General features: G+C 55.7%; 16 protein-coding genes. 5 read left to right on the forward strand and 11 right to left on the reverse strand.

What is annotated here, in order from left to right; translation table 11 throughout:
- Positions 1-114: 114 nt before the first annotated feature.
- The 3 genes from rsfS to NB063_RS25720 all read left to right on the forward strand — a co-directional run bounded on the left by rsfS (position 115) and on the right by NB063_RS25720 (position 3,302).
- The gene (gene rsfS, locus NB063_RS25710) at positions 115-621 is read left to right on the forward strand and encodes a ribosome silencing factor (RefSeq protein WP_250931897.1); all 507 of its coding nucleotides are present in this window, start codon (positions 115-117) and stop codon (positions 619-621) included.
- A gap of 144 nt (positions 622-765) precedes the next feature.
- Positions 766-2,781, forward strand: coding sequence for an arginine--tRNA ligase (gene argS, locus NB063_RS25715; RefSeq protein ID WP_250931898.1), 2,016 nt, complete (start codon positions 766-768; stop codon positions 2,779-2,781).
- 158 nt (positions 2,782-2,939) lie between these two features.
- Complete coding sequence (locus NB063_RS25720; RefSeq protein WP_250931899.1) at positions 2,940-3,302, forward strand: hypothetical protein; 363 nt, start codon at positions 2,940-2,942, stop codon at positions 3,300-3,302.
- A gap of 65 nt (positions 3,303-3,367) precedes the next feature.
- On the opposite strand, the gene NB063_RS25725 is transcribed toward NB063_RS25720, so the two are convergent.
- The 10 genes from NB063_RS25725 to NB063_RS25770 form a co-directional block, all read right to left on the reverse strand.
- On the reverse strand, positions 3,368-4,687 hold the full coding sequence (locus NB063_RS25725; protein ID WP_250931900.1) for a NupC/NupG family nucleoside CNT transporter: 1,320 nt from the start codon (positions 4,685-4,687) through the stop codon (positions 3,368-3,370).
- A gap of 55 nt (positions 4,688-4,742) precedes the next feature.
- Positions 4,743-5,294, reverse strand: a complete 552-nt coding sequence (locus NB063_RS25730) for a phosphatidylglycerophosphatase and protein-tyrosine phosphatase 1 family protein (protein ID WP_250931901.1) — start codon at positions 5,292-5,294, stop codon at positions 4,743-4,745.
- Positions 5,291-6,124 (reverse strand): pantoate--beta-alanine ligase, encoded by an 834-nt coding sequence (panC, locus tag NB063_RS25735; RefSeq protein WP_250931902.1) that lies wholly within the window; start codon positions 6,122-6,124, stop codon positions 5,291-5,293. The genes NB063_RS25730 and panC overlap by 4 nt, the downstream gene beginning before the upstream one ends.
- Before the next feature lie 152 nt (positions 6,125-6,276).
- A complete protein-coding gene (locus tag NB063_RS25740) occupies positions 6,277-6,711 on the reverse strand; it encodes a bifunctional nuclease family protein (protein WP_250931903.1) in 435 nt (144 codons plus the stop codon).
- Between the two features lie 106 nt (positions 6,712-6,817).
- Positions 6,818-7,663: a TlpA family protein disulfide reductase gene (locus NB063_RS25745; RefSeq protein WP_250931904.1), complete on the reverse strand. Its 846-nt coding sequence runs from the start codon at positions 7,661-7,663 to the stop codon at positions 6,818-6,820.
- A 159-nt stretch (positions 7,664-7,822) separates the two neighbouring features.
- Positions 7,823-8,560, reverse strand: a complete 738-nt coding sequence (locus tag NB063_RS25750) for a class I SAM-dependent methyltransferase (RefSeq protein ID WP_322975303.1) — start codon at positions 8,558-8,560, stop codon at positions 7,823-7,825.
- A 110-nt stretch (positions 8,561-8,670) separates the two neighbouring features.
- Entirely contained in the window at positions 8,671-10,545 is a 1,875-nt protein-coding gene (locus tag NB063_RS25755) for an ATP-binding cassette domain-containing protein (RefSeq protein WP_250931906.1), read from the reverse strand.
- Entirely contained in the window at positions 10,542-11,558 is a 1,017-nt protein-coding gene (locus NB063_RS25760; RefSeq protein WP_250931907.1) for an ABC transporter ATP-binding protein, read from the reverse strand. Before NB063_RS25760 ends, NB063_RS25755 begins: the two co-directional genes overlap by 4 nt.
- Before the next feature lie 73 nt (positions 11,559-11,631).
- Positions 11,632-13,149, reverse strand: a complete 1,518-nt coding sequence (locus tag NB063_RS25765) for a peptidylprolyl isomerase (RefSeq protein ID WP_250931908.1) — start codon at positions 13,147-13,149, stop codon at positions 11,632-11,634.
- Between the two features lie 81 nt (positions 13,150-13,230).
- Positions 13,231-14,271 (reverse strand): aldo/keto reductase, encoded by a 1,041-nt coding sequence (locus tag NB063_RS25770; protein ID WP_250931909.1) that lies wholly within the window; start codon positions 14,269-14,271, stop codon positions 13,231-13,233.
- A gap of 386 nt (positions 14,272-14,657) precedes the next feature.
- Between NB063_RS25770 and NB063_RS25775 the strand changes: the two genes are divergently transcribed.
- Positions 14,658-15,833: a 3-dehydroquinate synthase gene (locus NB063_RS25775; protein ID WP_250931910.1), complete on the forward strand. Its 1,176-nt coding sequence runs from the start codon at positions 14,658-14,660 to the stop codon at positions 15,831-15,833.
- Positions 15,834-15,899: 66 nt separating this feature from the next.
- The gene (locus NB063_RS25780) at positions 15,900-16,817 is read left to right on the forward strand and encodes a cobalamin-binding protein (protein WP_250931911.1); all 918 of its coding nucleotides are present in this window, start codon (positions 15,900-15,902) and stop codon (positions 16,815-16,817) included.
- 618 nt (positions 16,818-17,435) lie between these two features.
- Here NB063_RS25780 and NB063_RS25785 read toward each other — a convergent pair.
- The gene (locus NB063_RS25785; protein WP_250931912.1) at positions 17,436-18,563 is read right to left on the reverse strand and encodes a patatin-like phospholipase family protein; all 1,128 of its coding nucleotides are present in this window, start codon (positions 18,561-18,563) and stop codon (positions 17,436-17,438) included.
- Between the last annotated feature and the right edge of the window lie 306 nt (positions 18,564-18,869).

Consider the following 18,869-nt stretch of genomic DNA (forward strand, 5'->3'; position numbering starts at 1 on the left):
GTGCCTTGGTGACACAATCCACGCATCCGATACACTTAGCTATTCCAAATCGCCCCGAGCACACCTGCGGGGAGCGATCATTTAGTCCAAATTAGATTTAAAAGCACGTTCGAATTGTCTGATCACCCCCCCGAAGAACCGGCTACGCCCGACGACTCTACCGCTGATGAACGCGCCGCTGCGGCGGAAAAATACTCCCCTCGTGGCAACCCCATGGAAACGGCGAGTCGCGCCATCCGGCCGCACGGACTCGACGACGCGAAGAAACTCGCAACCGAGGCAGCCCGCGTTGCCATCGAGAACAACGGCCAAGACGTACTCGTTCTCGATATCAGCGGGCAGTCCGCCGAATTCGATTTCTTTGTCATCGCCACCGGAACCAGCCGCCGGCAATTGCACGCGATTAGCGAACAAATCGATGATGCCCTGGAAAAAGGCATGGGCGACCACCGGATGGGCATCGAAGGCTACCAAGAAAGTAGCTGGATCGTGCTCGATTACGGGAGCCTCGTCGTCCATCTCTTCGATGAAGAAACGCGTGAATATTATGACCTTGAGTCATTGTGGGCCGACGGAATCGTGATCCCACTCGAGGATCTGGGCCTGACGCCGAACGAATAGTCATTCGGCGAGCACCGCCTCGCATTTGGTTTGAGTTGAACATCCGTACCGCGGATGCTCTGTCATCGACCGGCCTCACCAATGAATGAGACTTGGGTCGACCGGCCACCTTTCTAACCTTCTCACCGCAATCACATAACTTCGATGAATCTATCCGCGTTACTTCGGAAGCGGTTCCACGCCGCGCTCACAGAACTTACCGATCAACCGGACGAGTACGCGGGCATGATCCGTGTCGCAGCGGATCCGAAGTTTGGCGATTACCAATCTAACGCCTGCATGCCTCTGGGCAAAAAGGTCGGCCAATCCCCCCGCGATGTCGCCGCCAAACTCGTCGACACGCTGCAGGCCGACGACATCTGCGAAGCACCCGAGATCGCCGGTCCGGGATTCATTAACCTCAAACTGCGTGATGAGTTCCTATCCAAAACGCTGGCCGATATGCTCAGCGATGACCGCGTGGGTGTCAGCGTCACGTCGGATCCCGAAACGATCGTCATCGATTACTCGAGTCCCAATGTCGCCAAACCGATGCACGTCGGGCACATTCGCAGCACCGTCATCGGCAACGCATTGGCCGAAACACTCCGTTTCGTCGGCCACAACGTCATCACCGATAATCACCTCGGCGATTGGGGCACCCAATTCGGCATCATCATCTATGGCTACAAACATTTTGGTGATCCAGATGTCGTCGCCGCCAACCCAGTCCCTGAGCTGGCGAGCCTCTATCGACTTACGAATCAGTTGATTGAGTATCAAAAAGCCAAAGCATCGCTACCCAAACTCAGCGAAAAACTAGCTGAAGCGGAATCGAACGCGAAAACAGAAGCGGATGCCGCCGCCGCAATTGAGTCGGACGAAAAGGCATCCCCAAAAGACAAGAAAAAGGCACGCAAGTCCGCCGAAGCGGCACTGCGTCGCGTCGAATCCGCCAAAGCCGATATCCAATCAACTCAGGCCAAAATCGCCGAAGTTGATAACGACTCCAAACTTGCCGCACTCGCCGCTGAACACCAAGATGTCCCCGCCGCAGTCCTGCGAGAAACCGCGAAACTGCATGAAGGTGATGCCGAAAACCGTGAGTTATGGGAGAAGTTTCTTCCGCACTGCAAGGACGAAATCAACCGGATCTATGATCGACTCGGCGTTACGTTTGATCACACGCTCGGTGAAAGCTTCTATCACGATCGACTGCCAGGCGTGGTCGAAATGCTCGACCGACTTGGCTTGACCACCAAGAGCGACGGCGCCGTGTGCGTGTTTCTGGATGGTTTTGATAGCCCGATGATCATTCAAAAGCGAGACGGGGCTTACTTATATGCGACCACCGACTTGGCAACCTTGCAGTATCGACATGAGGTATTCGGGTGCGACCGAATTCTTTATGTGGTCGACTCTCGGCAAAGCGAACACTTTGATAAGTTTTTCGCCATGGCGGGTCCGCTCGGCATGGAAAATATAGAGCTGGTGCACGTTTCATTTGGTACCGTTTTAGGTAAAGACGGCCGGCCCATGAAAACCCGTAGTGGGTCATTGATCGGCTTGGAAAGCTTGCTAAATGACGCTGTCGCACGGGCAAAAGACGTTGTCTGCAATCCAGAACGCCTTGCCACCATGTCCCCGCCCATGGGGGAAGATGAACAGAATAGTATCGCCGAAGTGGTGGGTATGGGGGCGATCAAGTACGCGGACTTGTCCCATCATCGAACCAGCGACTACCGTTTTGATGTTGATAAGATGGTCGCGTTAGAAGGAAATACGGCGACCTACATGCAGTATTCTTACGCTCGAACGCAAAGTATTTTGCGACGGGTCGCGGAAGAACAAAATATCGACAGCATTGAGGATTGGATTACAGAGAACATCACGGTTGATGATCTGCAACTGCGGGAGCCCGCAGAACGAGCACTCTCGATCGCACTCATCCGATTTGAGGAAGCCCTGGAAGGCGTGGTTGCTGGCTACACCCCAAACCAACTATGCGATTACCTGTTTGATACTGCAAAGGCATACAGCACCTTTAACGAAGCGTGTCGGGTTCTTGGAAACACAGACCCTGTGATCCTTAAAACCCGACTCGCCTTAGTGGTACTCACCGGACGTGTTATCAAACAAGGTTTACGATTGCTCGGAATCGGCGTTTGTGATCGCATGTAACTGCGCTGATTAGGCTTGGTTTATATATAAGGCAATTGACAAACATCGCGTTTTGCCTATTTTTACCCTAGTCCTTCCTGTACAAAGGGAATATTACGCAACGGCACGAATGCTATGACAGCGTAAACCCTTGCAAAAACTACTGACTGAAAGAAAACATGGCCAAAAAGAAAAGCGACGGCGTTAATAAGTCACAAGCGATCCGTGATTACTACGCCGCCAACCCTAAAGCGAAGCCGATGGAAGTTGCCGAAGCGATGAAGGCTCAAGGCATCAATGTCACGGCTCAATTCGTTAGCACCGTAAAATCGAACTCGAAGAAGAGCAAAACCACCCGCGGGCGTGCATCGGCCAAAAAGTCCGTTGCGAAGAAACCTGCAAAGCGTGCAACACGCGCCAGCAAAGCGACGAGCGAAGTTTCGCTCGATTCACTCCTGAACGCCAAGAAGTTGGTTGAAGAAATGGGCGGCGTCGAAGGCGCCCGCAACGCGTTGAGCGTTCTCGAACAATTAATGGACTGAATTCGGCTGAAGCTAATGCCGAATCGATCACGATTGAAAAGCGGAGATAAACATCTCCGCTTTTTTTATGGAATCATCAATCCTGCAATCGCACCGGTCATACAACAGGCCAACGTACCGCCAAACATCGCCCGCAATCCGAGTTGTGCGAGCTCCGCTTTCCGCTTCGGTGCCAAACCGCCAACACCGCCAACCTGAATCCCGATGGCGGCGAAATTGCTAAAACCGGCCAACGCATACGTCAACACACAAGCCGTTCGTGGACTGATGGGTGGCTCATCAGATTTCATCATCTCACCGAGTTGTTGATAGGCAACAAACTCATTGGCAACCGTTTTGAGTCCAATCAAACGCCCCGCTGTCATGCATTCATCGGCCGGAATCCCCAGCAACCATGCGATCGGCCAACCCATGTAACCAAGGATCACGCCCAAGCTGATCATGGCATCTCCGGTTGATGAAACCCAGCCGATCGCTTCACACAGGACGGCCAACATCGTATCCACGAGCGCGATCAACGCCAAAAACGCGATCAACATCGCCGCAACATTGATCGCGAGCTTCATCCCTTCACTCGCACCTTCGACCGCCGCACCGATCAGATTGACATTCTCGCGTTCGATCTCAATGCTCAGACGACTCACCGAAGCCGGCGTGGTTCCCTCAGATTCACTATCAAGATCGCTCGAGATTACCTGCGGCTGATCCGATTCGGGAACCATCACTTTCGCTATCAATAATGCCGCCGGTGCGCTGATTACGGATGCCGTTAGCAGGTGACTGATTTCGATTCCCATTCCCGCATACGCCCCGAGAAGCCCACCTGTCACTGTTGCGAATCCACCCGTCATCATCGCGCACAGTTCACTGCGGCTCATCTGATTGAGATAAGGGCGAACGACCAATGGTGCTTCGGTGTGCCCAACGAACACGTTGGCCGCTGCCGCCAGCGTTTCGGGTCCGCTCGTGCCAAGCGTGAATCTCATCACCCAGGCCATCGCCCCAACGAGACGTTGCATCACACCGAGATAATACAACACGCTCATTAAAGATGAAAAAAAGATCACGGTGGGTAGCACGCCAAAGGCAAATGTTTGGATCAACAACCCATTGATCGGCGGCTCATGGCCTCCCGCCGAAAAGAGAAACCCACTGCCCACGTCGACGTTGCCCATCACCGCTTCGAACCCGTCGCCTATCTTTCGAAACAACCATTCGCCTGTCGATGTCTGCAGGATCAAATAGGCCAGCAGCAACTGGAGCATCATGCCGCCGGCAACGACTCGAACTGGAAACCGCTTACGGTCCGTGCTGATCACCCAAGCGATACCGACGAACGCTGCGATCCCCAATAGGCAAGTCAGGCGTGATGGGATATCGCTCAAATGTCCTGCCTAGCTGGAGTGTCTCATAGATGGAGCGAATTCGCCTGTGGGTATATTAAGCCGTCTCGTCCTCGCTGAGTCCAGCAATGAACTCGTTGACTACCGCCCGCTCGGTCAGCCGAGGATTGATATGAGGACGCTTACTCAACAGAAGAGCCTGCGCATCGGCGGCCGTCAAACCACGATGTTGGATTAACCAGCAGATGGCCACCGTCGCACTGCGAGCACGCCCGGCTTTGCAATGAATGTAGACGACTTCGCCTTGGCTGGCGTGCTCCTGCACAAAATCCACACCTTGGCGGACGCTGTCGATCGTGGGGTGCGTGAAGTCGACCGTAGGGATGTGCAGTTGCACGATGCCGTATCGACCATACTCCTCAACGGGCCCGCCGTACTCCTCGCAAGTGTTGACCACCGCGCGAACGCCCAATGCCGCCAAAGCCTCGACGTCACGGGTAAATGGGCGGGCGCCCACAATCACATTGTCATCAATGAAGTCCCACCAATTACGGACCTTAAACACGCGTCCAAGCATCATGTTCCATGCCAATGTTGGATAGAACACGGTGCCCGCATACGCACGATCGTAGAATGAACGCTTCTTCATAAGATTCGATTATCAATCAGTCGTGTGTTTCCGACCCGCGCGGCGATCAATGCCACCGAAGACTGATCGAGTCGTCGAACCGGTTGCAAGGAGTTGGCATCCACAACAACCGCGTAATCCACTTTGTCGCAAGCGGATAATTCCGCATACATCGTGCGTTCAAGTTCGTCCGCACGATCTTCTCCGCCCTGAACCAATTCAGCCGCTTTTACGAGGGCACGCGATAACGACAACGCGGTTACTCGTTCGCTTTCGCTGAGGTAACGGTTGCGACTACTCATCGCCAAGCCATCTTTTTCGCGAACGATTTCACAAGGCACGATCTCGACCGGAACGTTTAGGTCGCGAACCATATGCTCGATCACGCGCAATTGTTGAAAGTCCTTTTGACCAAAGAACGCCGCGTTTGCCGGGATGATCTGAAACAACTTCATCACAACCGTCGTCACGCCACGAAAGTGTTCCGGACGCGATTGTCCTTCGAGCGGCAGCGAGACAGGTGGCGGATTCACATAAGTTCCAAATCCATCGGGATACATGACCGCATCCGTTGGCAGAAACACCGCGTCGGCGCCTTCCTCACGCAGCAGTTCGAGATCTTGCTCGAGCGGACGGGGATAGCGACTCAAGTCTTCCCCCTCGGCGAACTGAGTCGGATTCACAAAGATCGTCGCAACGCACAGATCACACTGCGATTTTGCCCGACGCACTAGAGATAAATGGCCTTCGTGCAACGCCCCCATCGTGGGCACGATACCGATGGTTTGAGCGCGAGATTGTTGGTCACGACACCACGCCCGCATCGCTGCAATTTCAGAAAAAGTTTTCAAAACGATTCGCGATCAGGAAGCCAGTAATTGTCGGATGAAATGAGAGTTGAGAATCTACCTCAGTTGACGCCCGATGTTGAGCCCGCCACTATCCATTCCTGGCTGAGACTCAATGCCCGATCACGCTCAACGCCCAATCAACCGACCGCGCGTCATATCGATTCGCCGCCATCCACGGACGTTCCGGTTGCGTCCGCCAAAACTTCTTCGGAAACAAAGATCGGCAGCGGCGGATCATACGTCACCGCGACCGCAATCGCATCGCTAGGCCGCGCGTCCACTTCGATCGTTTCACCCGACGCGGTGAGCAGGTGCAGTTGAGCGAAATAGGTATGTTCGGACAAATCACTGATCACAACCCGCTCGATCACGGCACCGAGAGACTCGGCTACCGAAACGATCAAGTCATGCGTCAGCGGTCGGGGTGGGACGTAATCGTGTTTGACTCGGCGGTCAATGTTCGTCGCTTCGAAGATTCCAATCATGATCGGAAACTGACGCTCGCCGTCAACTTCTTTGAGATAAATGACTTGATTGTCCGTCAGCTCGGAGATGATGATCCGAGCGAGTTGCATTTCGACGCTCATTAAATATTCCGTCAAAGGATAGCGGCCGGAAATAAATTGCTGCACTCTCACAGTATACTGAAACTTCGGGGGCACGTATTTGAACGGCCAACCCGCGAAAGAGTTTTCACTCCTGTTTCTCGCTCTCACCTAGCAATTTTTGCACCAAAGGGCGGATATCATTTTGGTAGTTGAAACCACTTCCGGCCGCGTTCTCAGTGAACCGCGCCGCAAGCTTCCCGTCACGGTCGAAAACCATCACCGAGGGTAGTGACGCGATCTTGGCGGATCGAAACACTTCTTCGCTCGGCGTTTGCGACATGTAGTTGGGGAACGTCGCTCCGACGGCTTTGAGAAACGCTTGGGCACGATCCGCGTACGATTCCGCTGGGTAGCGCTCCCGGCCGTCGAAATCCAGATTCACGCCGATTGCTCGCACTCGATCAGGATACCGCTGCTGCAACGCCACCAATTGCGGATACTCCTTGAGACAGGGCATGCATGCGAGCGACCAGAAATCAACAACGGTCACGGCGCCCGTCTTGCCGATTTCGGCATTGATCTCATCCCATGTGCCGTAACGAAGATCGATCGCAGCCGGCTGTGCTTTGGTGCTAACCAGTCTCACCCCGCCCCGATCGCTTGGCCGCACCATCACGGATGGCTGGATATCGTCAGGGAGATGAAGCCCTTTGACGTCATCGTTAGCATCCGACGCGTCAGCATCGGCCGGATTATCTGCCGGCAGGACCATGTCTTCGGGCAACAGCAAGCCCTCAGTCAGTGTCTTAACCGGCCCCTCGGCAGCGGCATTCACTGGCGCCACAACGTTTCCGGCCGCCGCGGGCGGCGTGTTTTCGCGATCCCCACCACCACATCCGACGACCGCGGTCAACACCATGACGGCTGCTATCGTTTTGAGGACATACGTTTCCATCGCACAACTGTGTGTTGTTTGCAAAAATCGATCCATCGTTTGACTCGGTTAGAAAAGAGAAGCTGGTGGGGATACCAGCCATGAAATATAAACGATCTGCCGCGTTTTTGGCTAACGCAAGATGAGCACTTACGAACCATTCTCTCAGGGAATCCACACCGCTCAGTCGACCGGGGCTCACGGCTCGGAAACCGACTATTTCTTTCGCAGGATGAAGACCGCGTCCGTGAGATCTTCGTCGAATTGACGCTCACTTTCGATATCGCAGTCGAAATCGAAGATACCTGCGATCTCGAAGACGTCTTTGACACTCGCTAACAACGCGCGTGCCTGCGAAGGTGTATAGAGTCGAAGCGGAAATTCGCTACGAATTCGCTCGACCTGACCACTCGGTTTGGTGGCTTTAATCGAAACACGCAACGTCTCAACTCGCTTGCGTCGTTGAAAATCAATCACTCGCAACGTGACGCTCACGTTCGTTCCCGCGTGAGACGCTTTCCAGCGTTCCATGCAGTCAGGGTCGGCATCCATCGGAATACAGTGAAAGCCGAGGATGTAAATGCCATCTTGTCGAAGCGACGCAGCGACCGAGCGGAGGTGCCGCTCGGCAGAGGCACCATCGGTCAAATGCCGAAACGTGTTAAACGTACACATCGCCGCGTCGACTTGAGGCGAGCACACGTAGGTGGTCATGTCATCTAGAACAAGCTCGCCGGCCAATCCACGCCGTGACAATCGTTTGCGAAGGTACGCCAACATCGCCGCGTTGTTATCAACGGCGACCAAGTCATAGCCCCTCGCCGCCATCGCAGCCACCAACCGGCCGCTACCGCAACCAGGCTCATACAACCGTTTCACCTTCCGCTTGCAATAACGCTCGAAAACATCTTCGAAGAACTCAACCTCGTCGGCTGTCTCGTCACGGAAGACCATGTCGAAGTATTGAGGATGGTCGTACCACGATTTTTCCTCCGCCGACTTGGACGACGCTTTCGACGTCGTTGTCTTTGTTGGCTTTATCGCAGCAGGTTGTTTTTTCGCCATCAGTTCGCCGCCGCACGGGCTTCGAGCTCTTCCCAACGCTCGAAGGAGGTTTCCAACTCGGATTCCGCTTGCCGCAACACCTTAGAGGTCGCCGCGATTTTCTCACCACCGGACTGGTAGAACGACGGCTCGGCCATCTCAGCGTGCAACTGTTCGATCTTGGCTTCGAGTGATTCGATCTTGCTAGGCAACTGCTTCAATTCCCGTTGCTCGTTGTAACTCAATCGCGCCGGCTTGGTATCGCTGGACGTATCTCGAGACGAAGACGGTGATTGAATCTTGGCCTTTGAAATACGATTGGACGTCTCGTTGCTCGCAGTAGCGTTTGCCCGGTTGGCTCTCGCCGCCTCCCATTCGTCATAGCCGCCACTGTATTCGTTGACGGTACCGGGAGCTTCATCGTGCTCGAACACGATCGTGCTGGTAACGACGTTGTTGAGAAATGTCCGGTCGTGACTGACCATCAACAACGTGCCATCAAAATTAACGAGCTGCTCCTCGAGCATCTCGAGCGTTTCGGCATCGAGGTCGTTCGTCGGTTCGTCGAGCACGATCACGTTTGCGGGCTGCGTCATGAGCTTGGCCAACAACGCGCGGTTTCGCTCACCGCCCGAAAGATACTTGACCAACGTTCGTGCCCGTTCGGGCGTGAACAGGTAATCTTGCAGGTAGCCGACGATGTGCTTGGTTTTGTCTCCAACGACAACCTTGTCACTGCCTCCGCCGACGTTTTCGGTAACGGTCAACTCGGGATCGAGCGTATCGCGTAATTGATCGAAGTACGCAACCTTCAAGTTCGTTCCGAGCTTGATGTTCCCTTCGGTAGGTTCGAGATTGCCTAAGATGAGCTTGAGCAGCGTCGTTTTTCCCGCACCGTTGGGCCCAATGATGCCGATCTTGTCGCCTCGCATCACAAGCGTACTAAAGTCTCGCACGATCGGTTGATCGCCATACGAAAACGAAACGTCTTCGAGTTTGGCAACGAGTGCCCCGCCACGTGCCGCACTTTGCAGATTGAGTTTCGCGGTCGCTTCAGTCGACTGCCGTTCGCTTCGCTGAACCCGCAGTTCCTTGAGCGCCCGGACACGGCCCTCGTTTCGGGTACGACGTGCTTTGATCCCCTGGCGTATCCACGCTTCCTCCTCGGCAAGCCGTTTGTCGAAGAGTGCGTTCTGTTTTTCTTCTGCTTCAAGCGCCGCCGCCTTGCGTTTGAGAAACGTCGGGTAATCGCACGTCCAGTCAAACAAACGGCCACGATCGACTTCCCAAATCCGGTCAGCGAGCGTTTGCAAAAACGAACGGTCGTGCGTGATGAACATCAACGTGCCGGGCCAGCTCTTCAAGAACTTTTCGAGCCACAGGATCGAGTGAATGTCGAGGTGGTTCGTCGGTTCGTCGAGCAACAACAAATCGGGCTTGGCCGCAATCGTTCGCGCTAACAAGACACGGCGTTTCATACCGCTCGACAAAGAACCAAAGCCGTCCTCACCCGACAAGTCCATCCGAGACAAAGTTTCCTCGACGAGTTGTTCGATCTCCCAATCTTCGCGGGTTGCGTGGTCGGCCGGGCCAATCGATCCAGCCAGACCGGGGATCTCATCCCCTTTGGCCATCATCAGATCATGAACGTTGCAATGGATGTCGCGTGGCACATCCTGGGTCAATCGGGCAACACGGAGATTCGCTCCCGAATCAGCGACGACGTTCCCGTGATCGGGACTAATATCGCCGGCGAGGATCTTCAACAGCGTCGTCTTGCCAGCCCCATTTCGCCCGAGCAGACCGATCCGATCTCCTCGCGAAATTCGAACAGTGACATCGTCGAGCAATTGGGGACCGCGGAAACCGATCGAGATATTTTCGAGAGTGATCATAAAGTGGAAGAAGAAGTGGATTTGGATTCGTCGCTCTGCATCGACTCGCGGAACAATTCCGCAATAACGTCTTCGAGCGGTGGGTCTTCGACAACGACGTCTTCGATCGCGTGGTCGCGAAGAGTTTCAGCGAGCAATCGTGGCACATCACCACGCGGCACTCGGTATTGGATCTTGGGCCAATTCTCGTTCACGATCGAACCGAGAGTTTTGGGCAAGGTGAGTGATTCCGAAGCAGCAAACTGCAGCGTGACGAGTTTGTCGCCGCTGAACTTGTCCACGATCCCGGATAACGATCCGTCGTACTGGATCGAGCCGCGAGCCACCACCACGACGCGCCGGCAGAGGGCAGCGACGTCTTTCATGTAGTGGCTCGTTAACAGAATCGTGATTTGACGTTTTTCTTGGTAGTACCGCAAGAAGTTTTGAATGTTGTGCTGGGCGATCACATCGAGGCCGATCGTCGGCTCATCGAGGAACAACACCTCGGGGCTGTGCAGCAACGCAGCGATCAGTTCCATCTTCATGCGTTCGCCGAGCGACAATTCGCGAACCGGCTGGTCGAGCAAACGAGTCACGTCGAGCAGATCACTCAGTTCGTCGAGTCGCGCGGCAAACGCTTTTGGATCGACACCATAAATGTGCTGGTGCAACCGATAGGACTCACGAGCGGGCAAATCCCACCACAACTGGTTCTTCTGCCCCATCACGAGCGCGAACCGGCGGCGATATTCGTTTTGACGCAGCCAGGGGACATATCCCATCACCGTCGCCGTGCCGCTGGTCGGCTGGATCACCCCCGAAAGCAATTTCAGCGTGGTCGTTTTCCCCGCCCCGTTGGGCCCGAGAAACGCAACGAACTCTCCCTGTTCGACCCGCAGATTGATGCCCTCGACCGCGTGAACGTCGCGATACTCGCGGCTAAACAGGCCCCGGATACTGCCACCGAGTCCCTCACGCTTTTGATACACACGGTAATGCTTGGTCAGCTCGTTGACTTCGATAATCGGCATCACTTCCAACCCGTCGGGAGAAAACCGAGCATTGTAGCGCCGCGAGTCGATTGTTCGCAGTGGGGGTGACGCCTTATGGGCCACTTGGCTGTTTGCTTTTGATCAAACCAGCCTTCACCGCCTTTTCGATTTCGGCCCGCATGTCGACATACACCGGCTCGGGCAGCTCCTCTCCTCGGCGGATGATTTCTGCCGAGAGAATCGCATCAGGCGGCAATTGAATCTGGTTTTTCTCTTTCTTCTCCGTCGGATCGACTCGCCGCAAACGCGAGACATTGTCCATTCCGTCAATCACGCGTCCGAAGATGGTTTGATTGCTCGCGATCGCCACGATCGGCAGATACAAAATTGCGAACTGCGAACTCCCCGAATTTTCAACAAATTCTCCATTGCCGAGGGGAATCTTTGCCATCGCCAACGAACCACGCAGTCCCGGGCGTGAACCTTCTCGCCCATGTTCATCGACCAAGAACTGGCCAGCATTGCCCCGTCCATCTCCCGATACGTCACCCGAAAGTGCCAGGACATTTTCGGAGACGACCGAAAAGTCCATCCCGTCGTAAAAGCCGTCTTCGACTAGCTTGAGGAAGTGAGCCACCGCGGACGGCGCCGCATCCGGAAACAACTCGACGACGAAGTCGCCCTTGGTCGTTTCAAATCGGACCTGCGGCAGCTTATCAGGATCCGTTTTGGCGATCGCTTCCTGTTCCTGCTTGAACTGCTCCTCGAGCTTGTCGAGTTGGTACAACAACATCTTATCGGCCTTCTCGAGGTCTTCTTCGGTGAGCGATTCATAGACCTGTTTTGCGGTATCGAATCGCCCCGTTACCACCGCCGATCGGCCCAACGCCAGAAAGAGAAACCGAAAATTCTGGCCAATATCAAGCAACCGAGCAGCTGCTTCATAGGTGTGCTCGTCATAAATGTCGTTTTCGAAGTGATGCTGCACCATCGTGACGACGTAACTGACCGCCTCGACGCTGGGCAGGTATCGCATCAAGTCCAACGCGGCAACAAATTGCTCCTGCATCAGATTCCAAGTCTTGTTGCGTTGCTCGCGGTACTCGATGACGGCTGATGGCGTTTGGTCGTAGCCATTGCGATAGTGAATCTGAATGCGGCGAAGGTCCAACATGGCCGCCTCAAGCTCTTTGTCTAGCGTTTTGTAGCGATCCCATGCTTTCTGGGCGTCTGGTTGAATCTCTTCGGGCAGCGTCTTGAGCGCCATCTTGAGCTGCTCCGGGTCGTCGTGAAGCGGTGCTTCCGGCGCGGGGGCATCGTGCGAATGCCCTTCGTGCCCGTGCCCCTCATGCGACTCGCCCGCCCCAGGCACTTTCGAGGTCGTGGGCTCTGACGGCAAAGATGTCGATGGCTCGCCTGACAATGGCCCGAAAAACTCTGACGTTGAGACATCACTGTCCGCTTGAGCCCCAATTGCCGTCGCGTCCTGAGCCGAGACGCGGCTCGTCATGATCGCGGCACCCCCGAAAGTCACGGCAAAAACGGCCGTCACGGCGAGCAGACCGCTGATCCGCTTGCTGCGAAACGATCGAACCGGCATGCGTGACAACGAGGAGACAAAAGCGGGCATATCAACGGTCCAACAGCACGAACAAAAAAGAAAACATCGGCCCGCTCATACGCACCGTCGCCCAAAATGGTTTGGTCGCCGCTAGCTCAACCGCCGCAGCCCGTCTTCGGTCATCGGATTGGGAATTTCGACCTCGATCTCGTCGATCCGCGACAACGTTTCGTCGTCGAGAATGAGGTCGTCTGCCGCCAAACTCTCTTTCAATTGCTCGATCGAGGTGGCTCCGATGATCGTCGAGGCGACGAAATCATGCTGCTTGCTCCACGCCACCGCGAGCGCCGTCACGCTGACACCGATCGAGTCGGCGACTTCCATCAAGCGGCGTGTCGTCTCAATCGTCCGATCGTTAACAAATCGCTGGGCCATCCGTTTTTGACGCTCTGCCCCCGTGAGGAGGTAGTCGGTAAAGCGGGCCCCCGGCGGCGGTCCGTCGTTGTACTTCCCAGTCAACACACCGCCGCCGAGCGGCGAGTACGGCAGCAAACTGACTTTCTCGCGGCGGCAAACTTGCGCCAATTCGTTCTCACAGCGTCGATTGATCAAGCTGAAATTATTTTGCACGGTCTGATATCGCTCCACGTCGTGCAAATCAGCCGCCCACAAGCTCTTCATCAGCCCCCAGCAGGTTTCGTTGCTGCATCCGATCACCCGGACTTTGCCGGATCGTTTGAGATGCGTGAGTCCTTCGAGCACCTCCTCGTAAGGCATTCCGTGATCGGGCCAGTGCGTTTGGTAGAGGTCAATGTAATCGGTTTGGAGCCGCCGCAGCGAATCTTCGCAGGAGCGAATGATCTGATGTCGATCGAGGGTTGTCCGCCCATGTCGAACCGGGGGCGTGAACCAACCGTGCCCAGGCCCGGTGATCTTGGTCGCTACCGTGATCGCATCGCGAGGCTGGTCCTTGAGCCACGACCCAAAGATTTCCTCCGTCAAACCGACGGTTTCCTTTCGGGGAGGCACTGGGTAAATCTCAGCCGCATCAAAGAAATTGATCCCCGATTCCAACGCCACGTTGCAAATTTCGTGCGACAGCGACTGATCGCAGGAACTGCCAAAAGTCATTGTTCCCATGCAAATGTCGGAAACCGTCAGTCCGCTACCGCCTAGTCGTCGTTGTTGCATTGCCGTGTGTTCCCTGGGAACGAGTTGAATTGCGGTTACAATGATTCGATGCAGGTTTGTAGCGTTCTGACGCTGAGCATCAATCCCCACCCCGACGGCCTGAACTGAACACCACTACTTGACGATCAACCTCCCGACCAAAGCCGGGGATTCACGCACAGGCCGTGGAATCCAACCTTGTCACCTCAAAACTCCTCGCCGTCCCGGCCCTCTAAGCCACTCGCCCGCCCCGCCTCGTTCCCCACCCTCAACCTGACCTCCCGCCGCATGCCCCGCTTCCCTGATCCTGATGCCTCTACCTCGCGGGCTTGGTTCCCGCGAACAACCTGGACCGCGCACGGGACGCGAACAAAGACCGCCGAGATATCACACACGGACATCTCGCTGTGAGTGATATTGATGTCCCCTTTACCGTGTCGTTCACCCATCGCCTCCGTCACACGGCGGATATCTGCGACGCCGATTTCCATGTGCTGACGGATCTCCTGGCGACCGATCCTCAACAACGCGCCAAGGTGCAATTGTGGGTCGACTCCAATTTGCATTCTTCTGAGTCGGGACAGCAGAGCTTTGCCTCGCGACTCGGTGAGCAACTCGCTCAATCGGGTCGTGTCGACCTCGCCGGGAACCCGCACAGCATCCCGGGAGGCGAAACCTGCAAGAACTCCGACGAGGTGCTGCAACAACTACTGTCCCTGATCCATGAACACGACATGGACCGACGCAGCTATGTCATCGTCGCGGGTGGTGGCGCGGTTCTGGATGTTGCCGGATACGCTGCCGCAATCGCACACCGGGGCATCCGGCTGATTCGATTGCCGTCCACAACGCTGGCCCAATCCGATTCGGGAGTCGGCGTCAAAAACGCAATCAATTACTTTGGTAAAAAGAATTGGATCGGCACCTTCGCCGTCCCTTGGGCTGTGATCAACGATGCCGCGATCCTGCAAAGCCTACCCGACCGCGACTTCCGATCAGGGTTAACCGAAGCGATCAAGGTGTCGTTACTGAAGGACGCGCCGTTCTTCGAATTCATCCGAACCAACGCCGATGCCATCCGACAGCGTGACCCCGCCATCAGTTCAGCGGTGATCGCTCGTTCGTGTCGATTACACCTCGATCACATCACCCTCGGGGGTGATCCCTTCGAATCACTCGAAGCACGTCCGCTCGATTTCGGTCACTGGTCCGCCCACCGTCTTGAACCCATGACCGATTATCAGCTGCGACATGGCGAAGCCGTCGGGATCGGGGTAGCTCTGGACACGCTGTACTCAGCGAGAATGTTTGGGCTGAGCCATGAAACGGCGATCGAAGTTTGTCATACGATCGCCGCCATTGGTTCATCAACATGGTGTGATGCGATCAACGATAGCGACGCGGTGCTGCGTGGTCTCGAAGAGTTCCGCCAACACCTCGGTGGACGCTTAACCGTTACCATGCTGAAAGACATCGGTCGCAGCATCAACGTTCACGAAATCGACATTAAGGTCATGAAATCGTGTATCGAAGAACTGCGTGAACTAAGCAAAGAGACAAACGGAGTCGCTGCGGGCGAGTGAGATGCCAAGCCCATCCTCGCGTTTGATTGGGCACTTTCAGAAACATCACCCCCACACGAAACACCTATGCGGATCGTCTCATTACTCCCCAGTGCCACGGAAATCATTTGTGGCCTCGGATTACGCGACCAACTGGTAGGCGTCACGCATGAATGCGACTACCCGCCAAGCGTGGCCGACCTCCCCAAGGTGACACGCACGCTCATCCCGCATGACGCCACGAGCGGCGAGATCGACGGGCTCGTTCGCGAACGATTGAAGACGAACGCCGCGTTGTATTCGCTCGACATGCCGACGCTCGAGCGATTGAATCCAGACCTCATCGTCACCCAAGCCTTGTGCGACGTTTGTGCCGTCGCGGAAGACGAAGTCAACGCCGCCGCGTGTTCTCTGCCGGGTAAACCTCGCGTCATCAATCTAGAACCCACCTGCCTCGACGACGTGCTGGAATGCATTCGCCGCGTCGGCAGCGCCGCAAATTGTGCGGCGGTGGCGACCGATTACGTTCAATCGCTGCAACAAAGAATCGATGCGGTAGCCAAACGCAGCGATACCATCGCGACGCGCCCCACCGTGATGCTGCTCGAATGGATCGATCCTCCATTCAGCGCCGGCCACTGGAGCCCAGAACTCGTATCGATCGCTGGAGGCCGCGAAGTGATCGGCACTGCCGGACAACGTTCCGTCACAACGCCCTGGGAATCGATCGTTGCCGGCGATCCAGACGTCATGATGATCGCGTGCTGCGGCTTCGGCGTTGATCGCACTTGCGAAGACTTGCCAATCTTGCGTTCGTATCCGGGTTGGGAGAGGCTCTCCTGCGTGCAGTCAGGTCGCGTTCACATCGTCGATGGATCTGCCTATTTCAGCCGGCCCGGCCCCCGGCTCGTTGATAGTCTCGAGATCCTCGCCCATACGCTGCACCCCGAAACCCATCCCTTACCAGACGGCCTCCCGGCCGCGTTCGACGTGACGATGGTCTAGCACGCTCCGACGCGGCTAGGCAAGAATCATTGGGCGGAAACCTACTGGCCGTTTGGGCGCTGGCTTGGGCGGCTAAAGCTTTGCGAAAACGAGTGGATTGAGGCGGCGCAAGTTTCGCTTCGATTCTTAGTCGCGATAGCGATGGCAGGTGATAGTCCCGGACGCGAGTCCGGGTTCGACGTCGCCCCCACCTACGCCAAGTCGCGAAGCGATGACAGGTGCCGCTCTCGGTGGTTCATTCGTGCGCACACCCGTGTTTTGTGTCGTCACATTGCGACTTGCTTCGCTTGTTTTCCCACGCGGCTGGCTCACGTCTGTGGCTTATGGATGTCGTCACTATCGTGACTAACCATTCACGAAATCCTGGATCCAGCCAAACGCAAAAGTGATAGGGACACGTCTTGTTCAGAGCGAATTTTTGGCAGTCCAGTGATAGCCTTGGTTGAACGTAGGAACCATGGTTAGCATCAAATGACCAATATCCCGAAAAACTTCAGCCTACCTGCTTAACAGAGTTCGGAAATTGCAACCGATTGGACTTCCCGACTGACCTGATGCCCTCAAACTCGATGAGCGAACGTTTGCCGAGCGAGCATACCATTGATTTTTGAGAATCGCTCACGCCGCTCGGAATAGGACGCGATTGCGTGGGGTGTTCTGGAGAACTTCGTCACAATGTCTGACCATGGTCGCATCGGCGACTTCATATCCGTGGCGAAACAGCAGACTGAATTCGGTGTGCGATAGCCGACGCAGCGTCGTTTCCATCTGCGACGCTTGACTCACTTCACCGTCAGTCAAGACTGGCTGGCCGCCGACTTGACTGCGTGCGTAGACTCCCTTGGTTTTCAACCCGAGACGCAAATACGCGCCGCTGCCCGGATTCTGTTTGAAGTAGTCGATTAACATCCTCGCCCGCAAACTGCGAACCTGGTCCGTTGCCACGTCGACCAATCGCATCGATGCCTCCAGGTAGCCCGGTGTCCAACTCGACTGTCCGTTCCCTACCGACAACGGCCGCGACGCATCGCATACGATCAAAAAGTCCGTTCCCTCTCGCAAACCTTCGCCGGGTTTGAACAAAGCCTCAACGCCCAAATTGTCATACACGCCGCCGTCCCACAGATTCAAGCGTTTGTATTTGGCGCTGATCGGTTTCCACTGGTCGTCCTCAAACTCACACCACCGGTAGTTTCGCGTTTTGACAACCAACGGGCCGATCAATCCCGGAACCGCCGCTGACGCTGCCATGGCATGCGACAGTTTGAAGTCGGGATCGTTGACATACTTGGTTTGGTAGTCGCCCATCAAGTCACGCTGGAAACGCCAGTTCTTACCCGTCTGATAACAGGTCGCGTTAATGATCCAACGCGGCGAGATCGGCAGGTCAGCGAGTTTTCCATCGATCTGCCACTGTCGCTGCAATTCGTCTCCCAGCACGGAGGCTCGCCCGCGTGCGATTCGCCACGGGAAGATCAGTGATTTCAGCACGAACGATCGCTGCAAGTTCCGCGTCGTCAACAGCCAGTGAATATGCGGAACCACGTCGTGCAAATACTCTTCGCTGGACGGCCAACGATACCCGGCCCGTGCAAAGACCAGCCCCGCTGCCAAGCTGCCCCCCGAAACGCTCGAAAGGATCTTCACGTTCCCCAGCAAATCCTGCCGAGCCAAACGGGCAAGCACACCGAGGTGAAACACCGTGGCACGCACGCCACCACCGGAAAAAGCCAGGGCGATCTTCATAGGGGCAAAACGATTTTCATGACACGGTGCAGACAGTGGGGCGGCAAGGGACGTGGATTGGTTGAGTGCTATTTGCAGCGGAACAACACGAGCTGCCGGAGAGTCAAGTTCACCCCGCAGGTGCCGGGCCGACAGGCAGGGTAGCCATTATCGAGCCTTCAAATCCACGGCAAAACCGAACCCGCAACGAATTTCCGGTGTCGATGCAGCCGAACCGCTCCATCACGGAAATGATCGGATCGCCGCGCAAATTTTTTGTGACGAAAACGCGATCCGACGAAACATCCGCCCGCGGTTCACGCTGGG

Source organism: Aporhodopirellula aestuarii, assembly GCF_023701485.1.
Taxonomy (GTDB): domain Bacteria; phylum Planctomycetota; class Planctomycetia; order Pirellulales; family Pirellulaceae; genus Rhodopirellula; species Rhodopirellula aestuarii.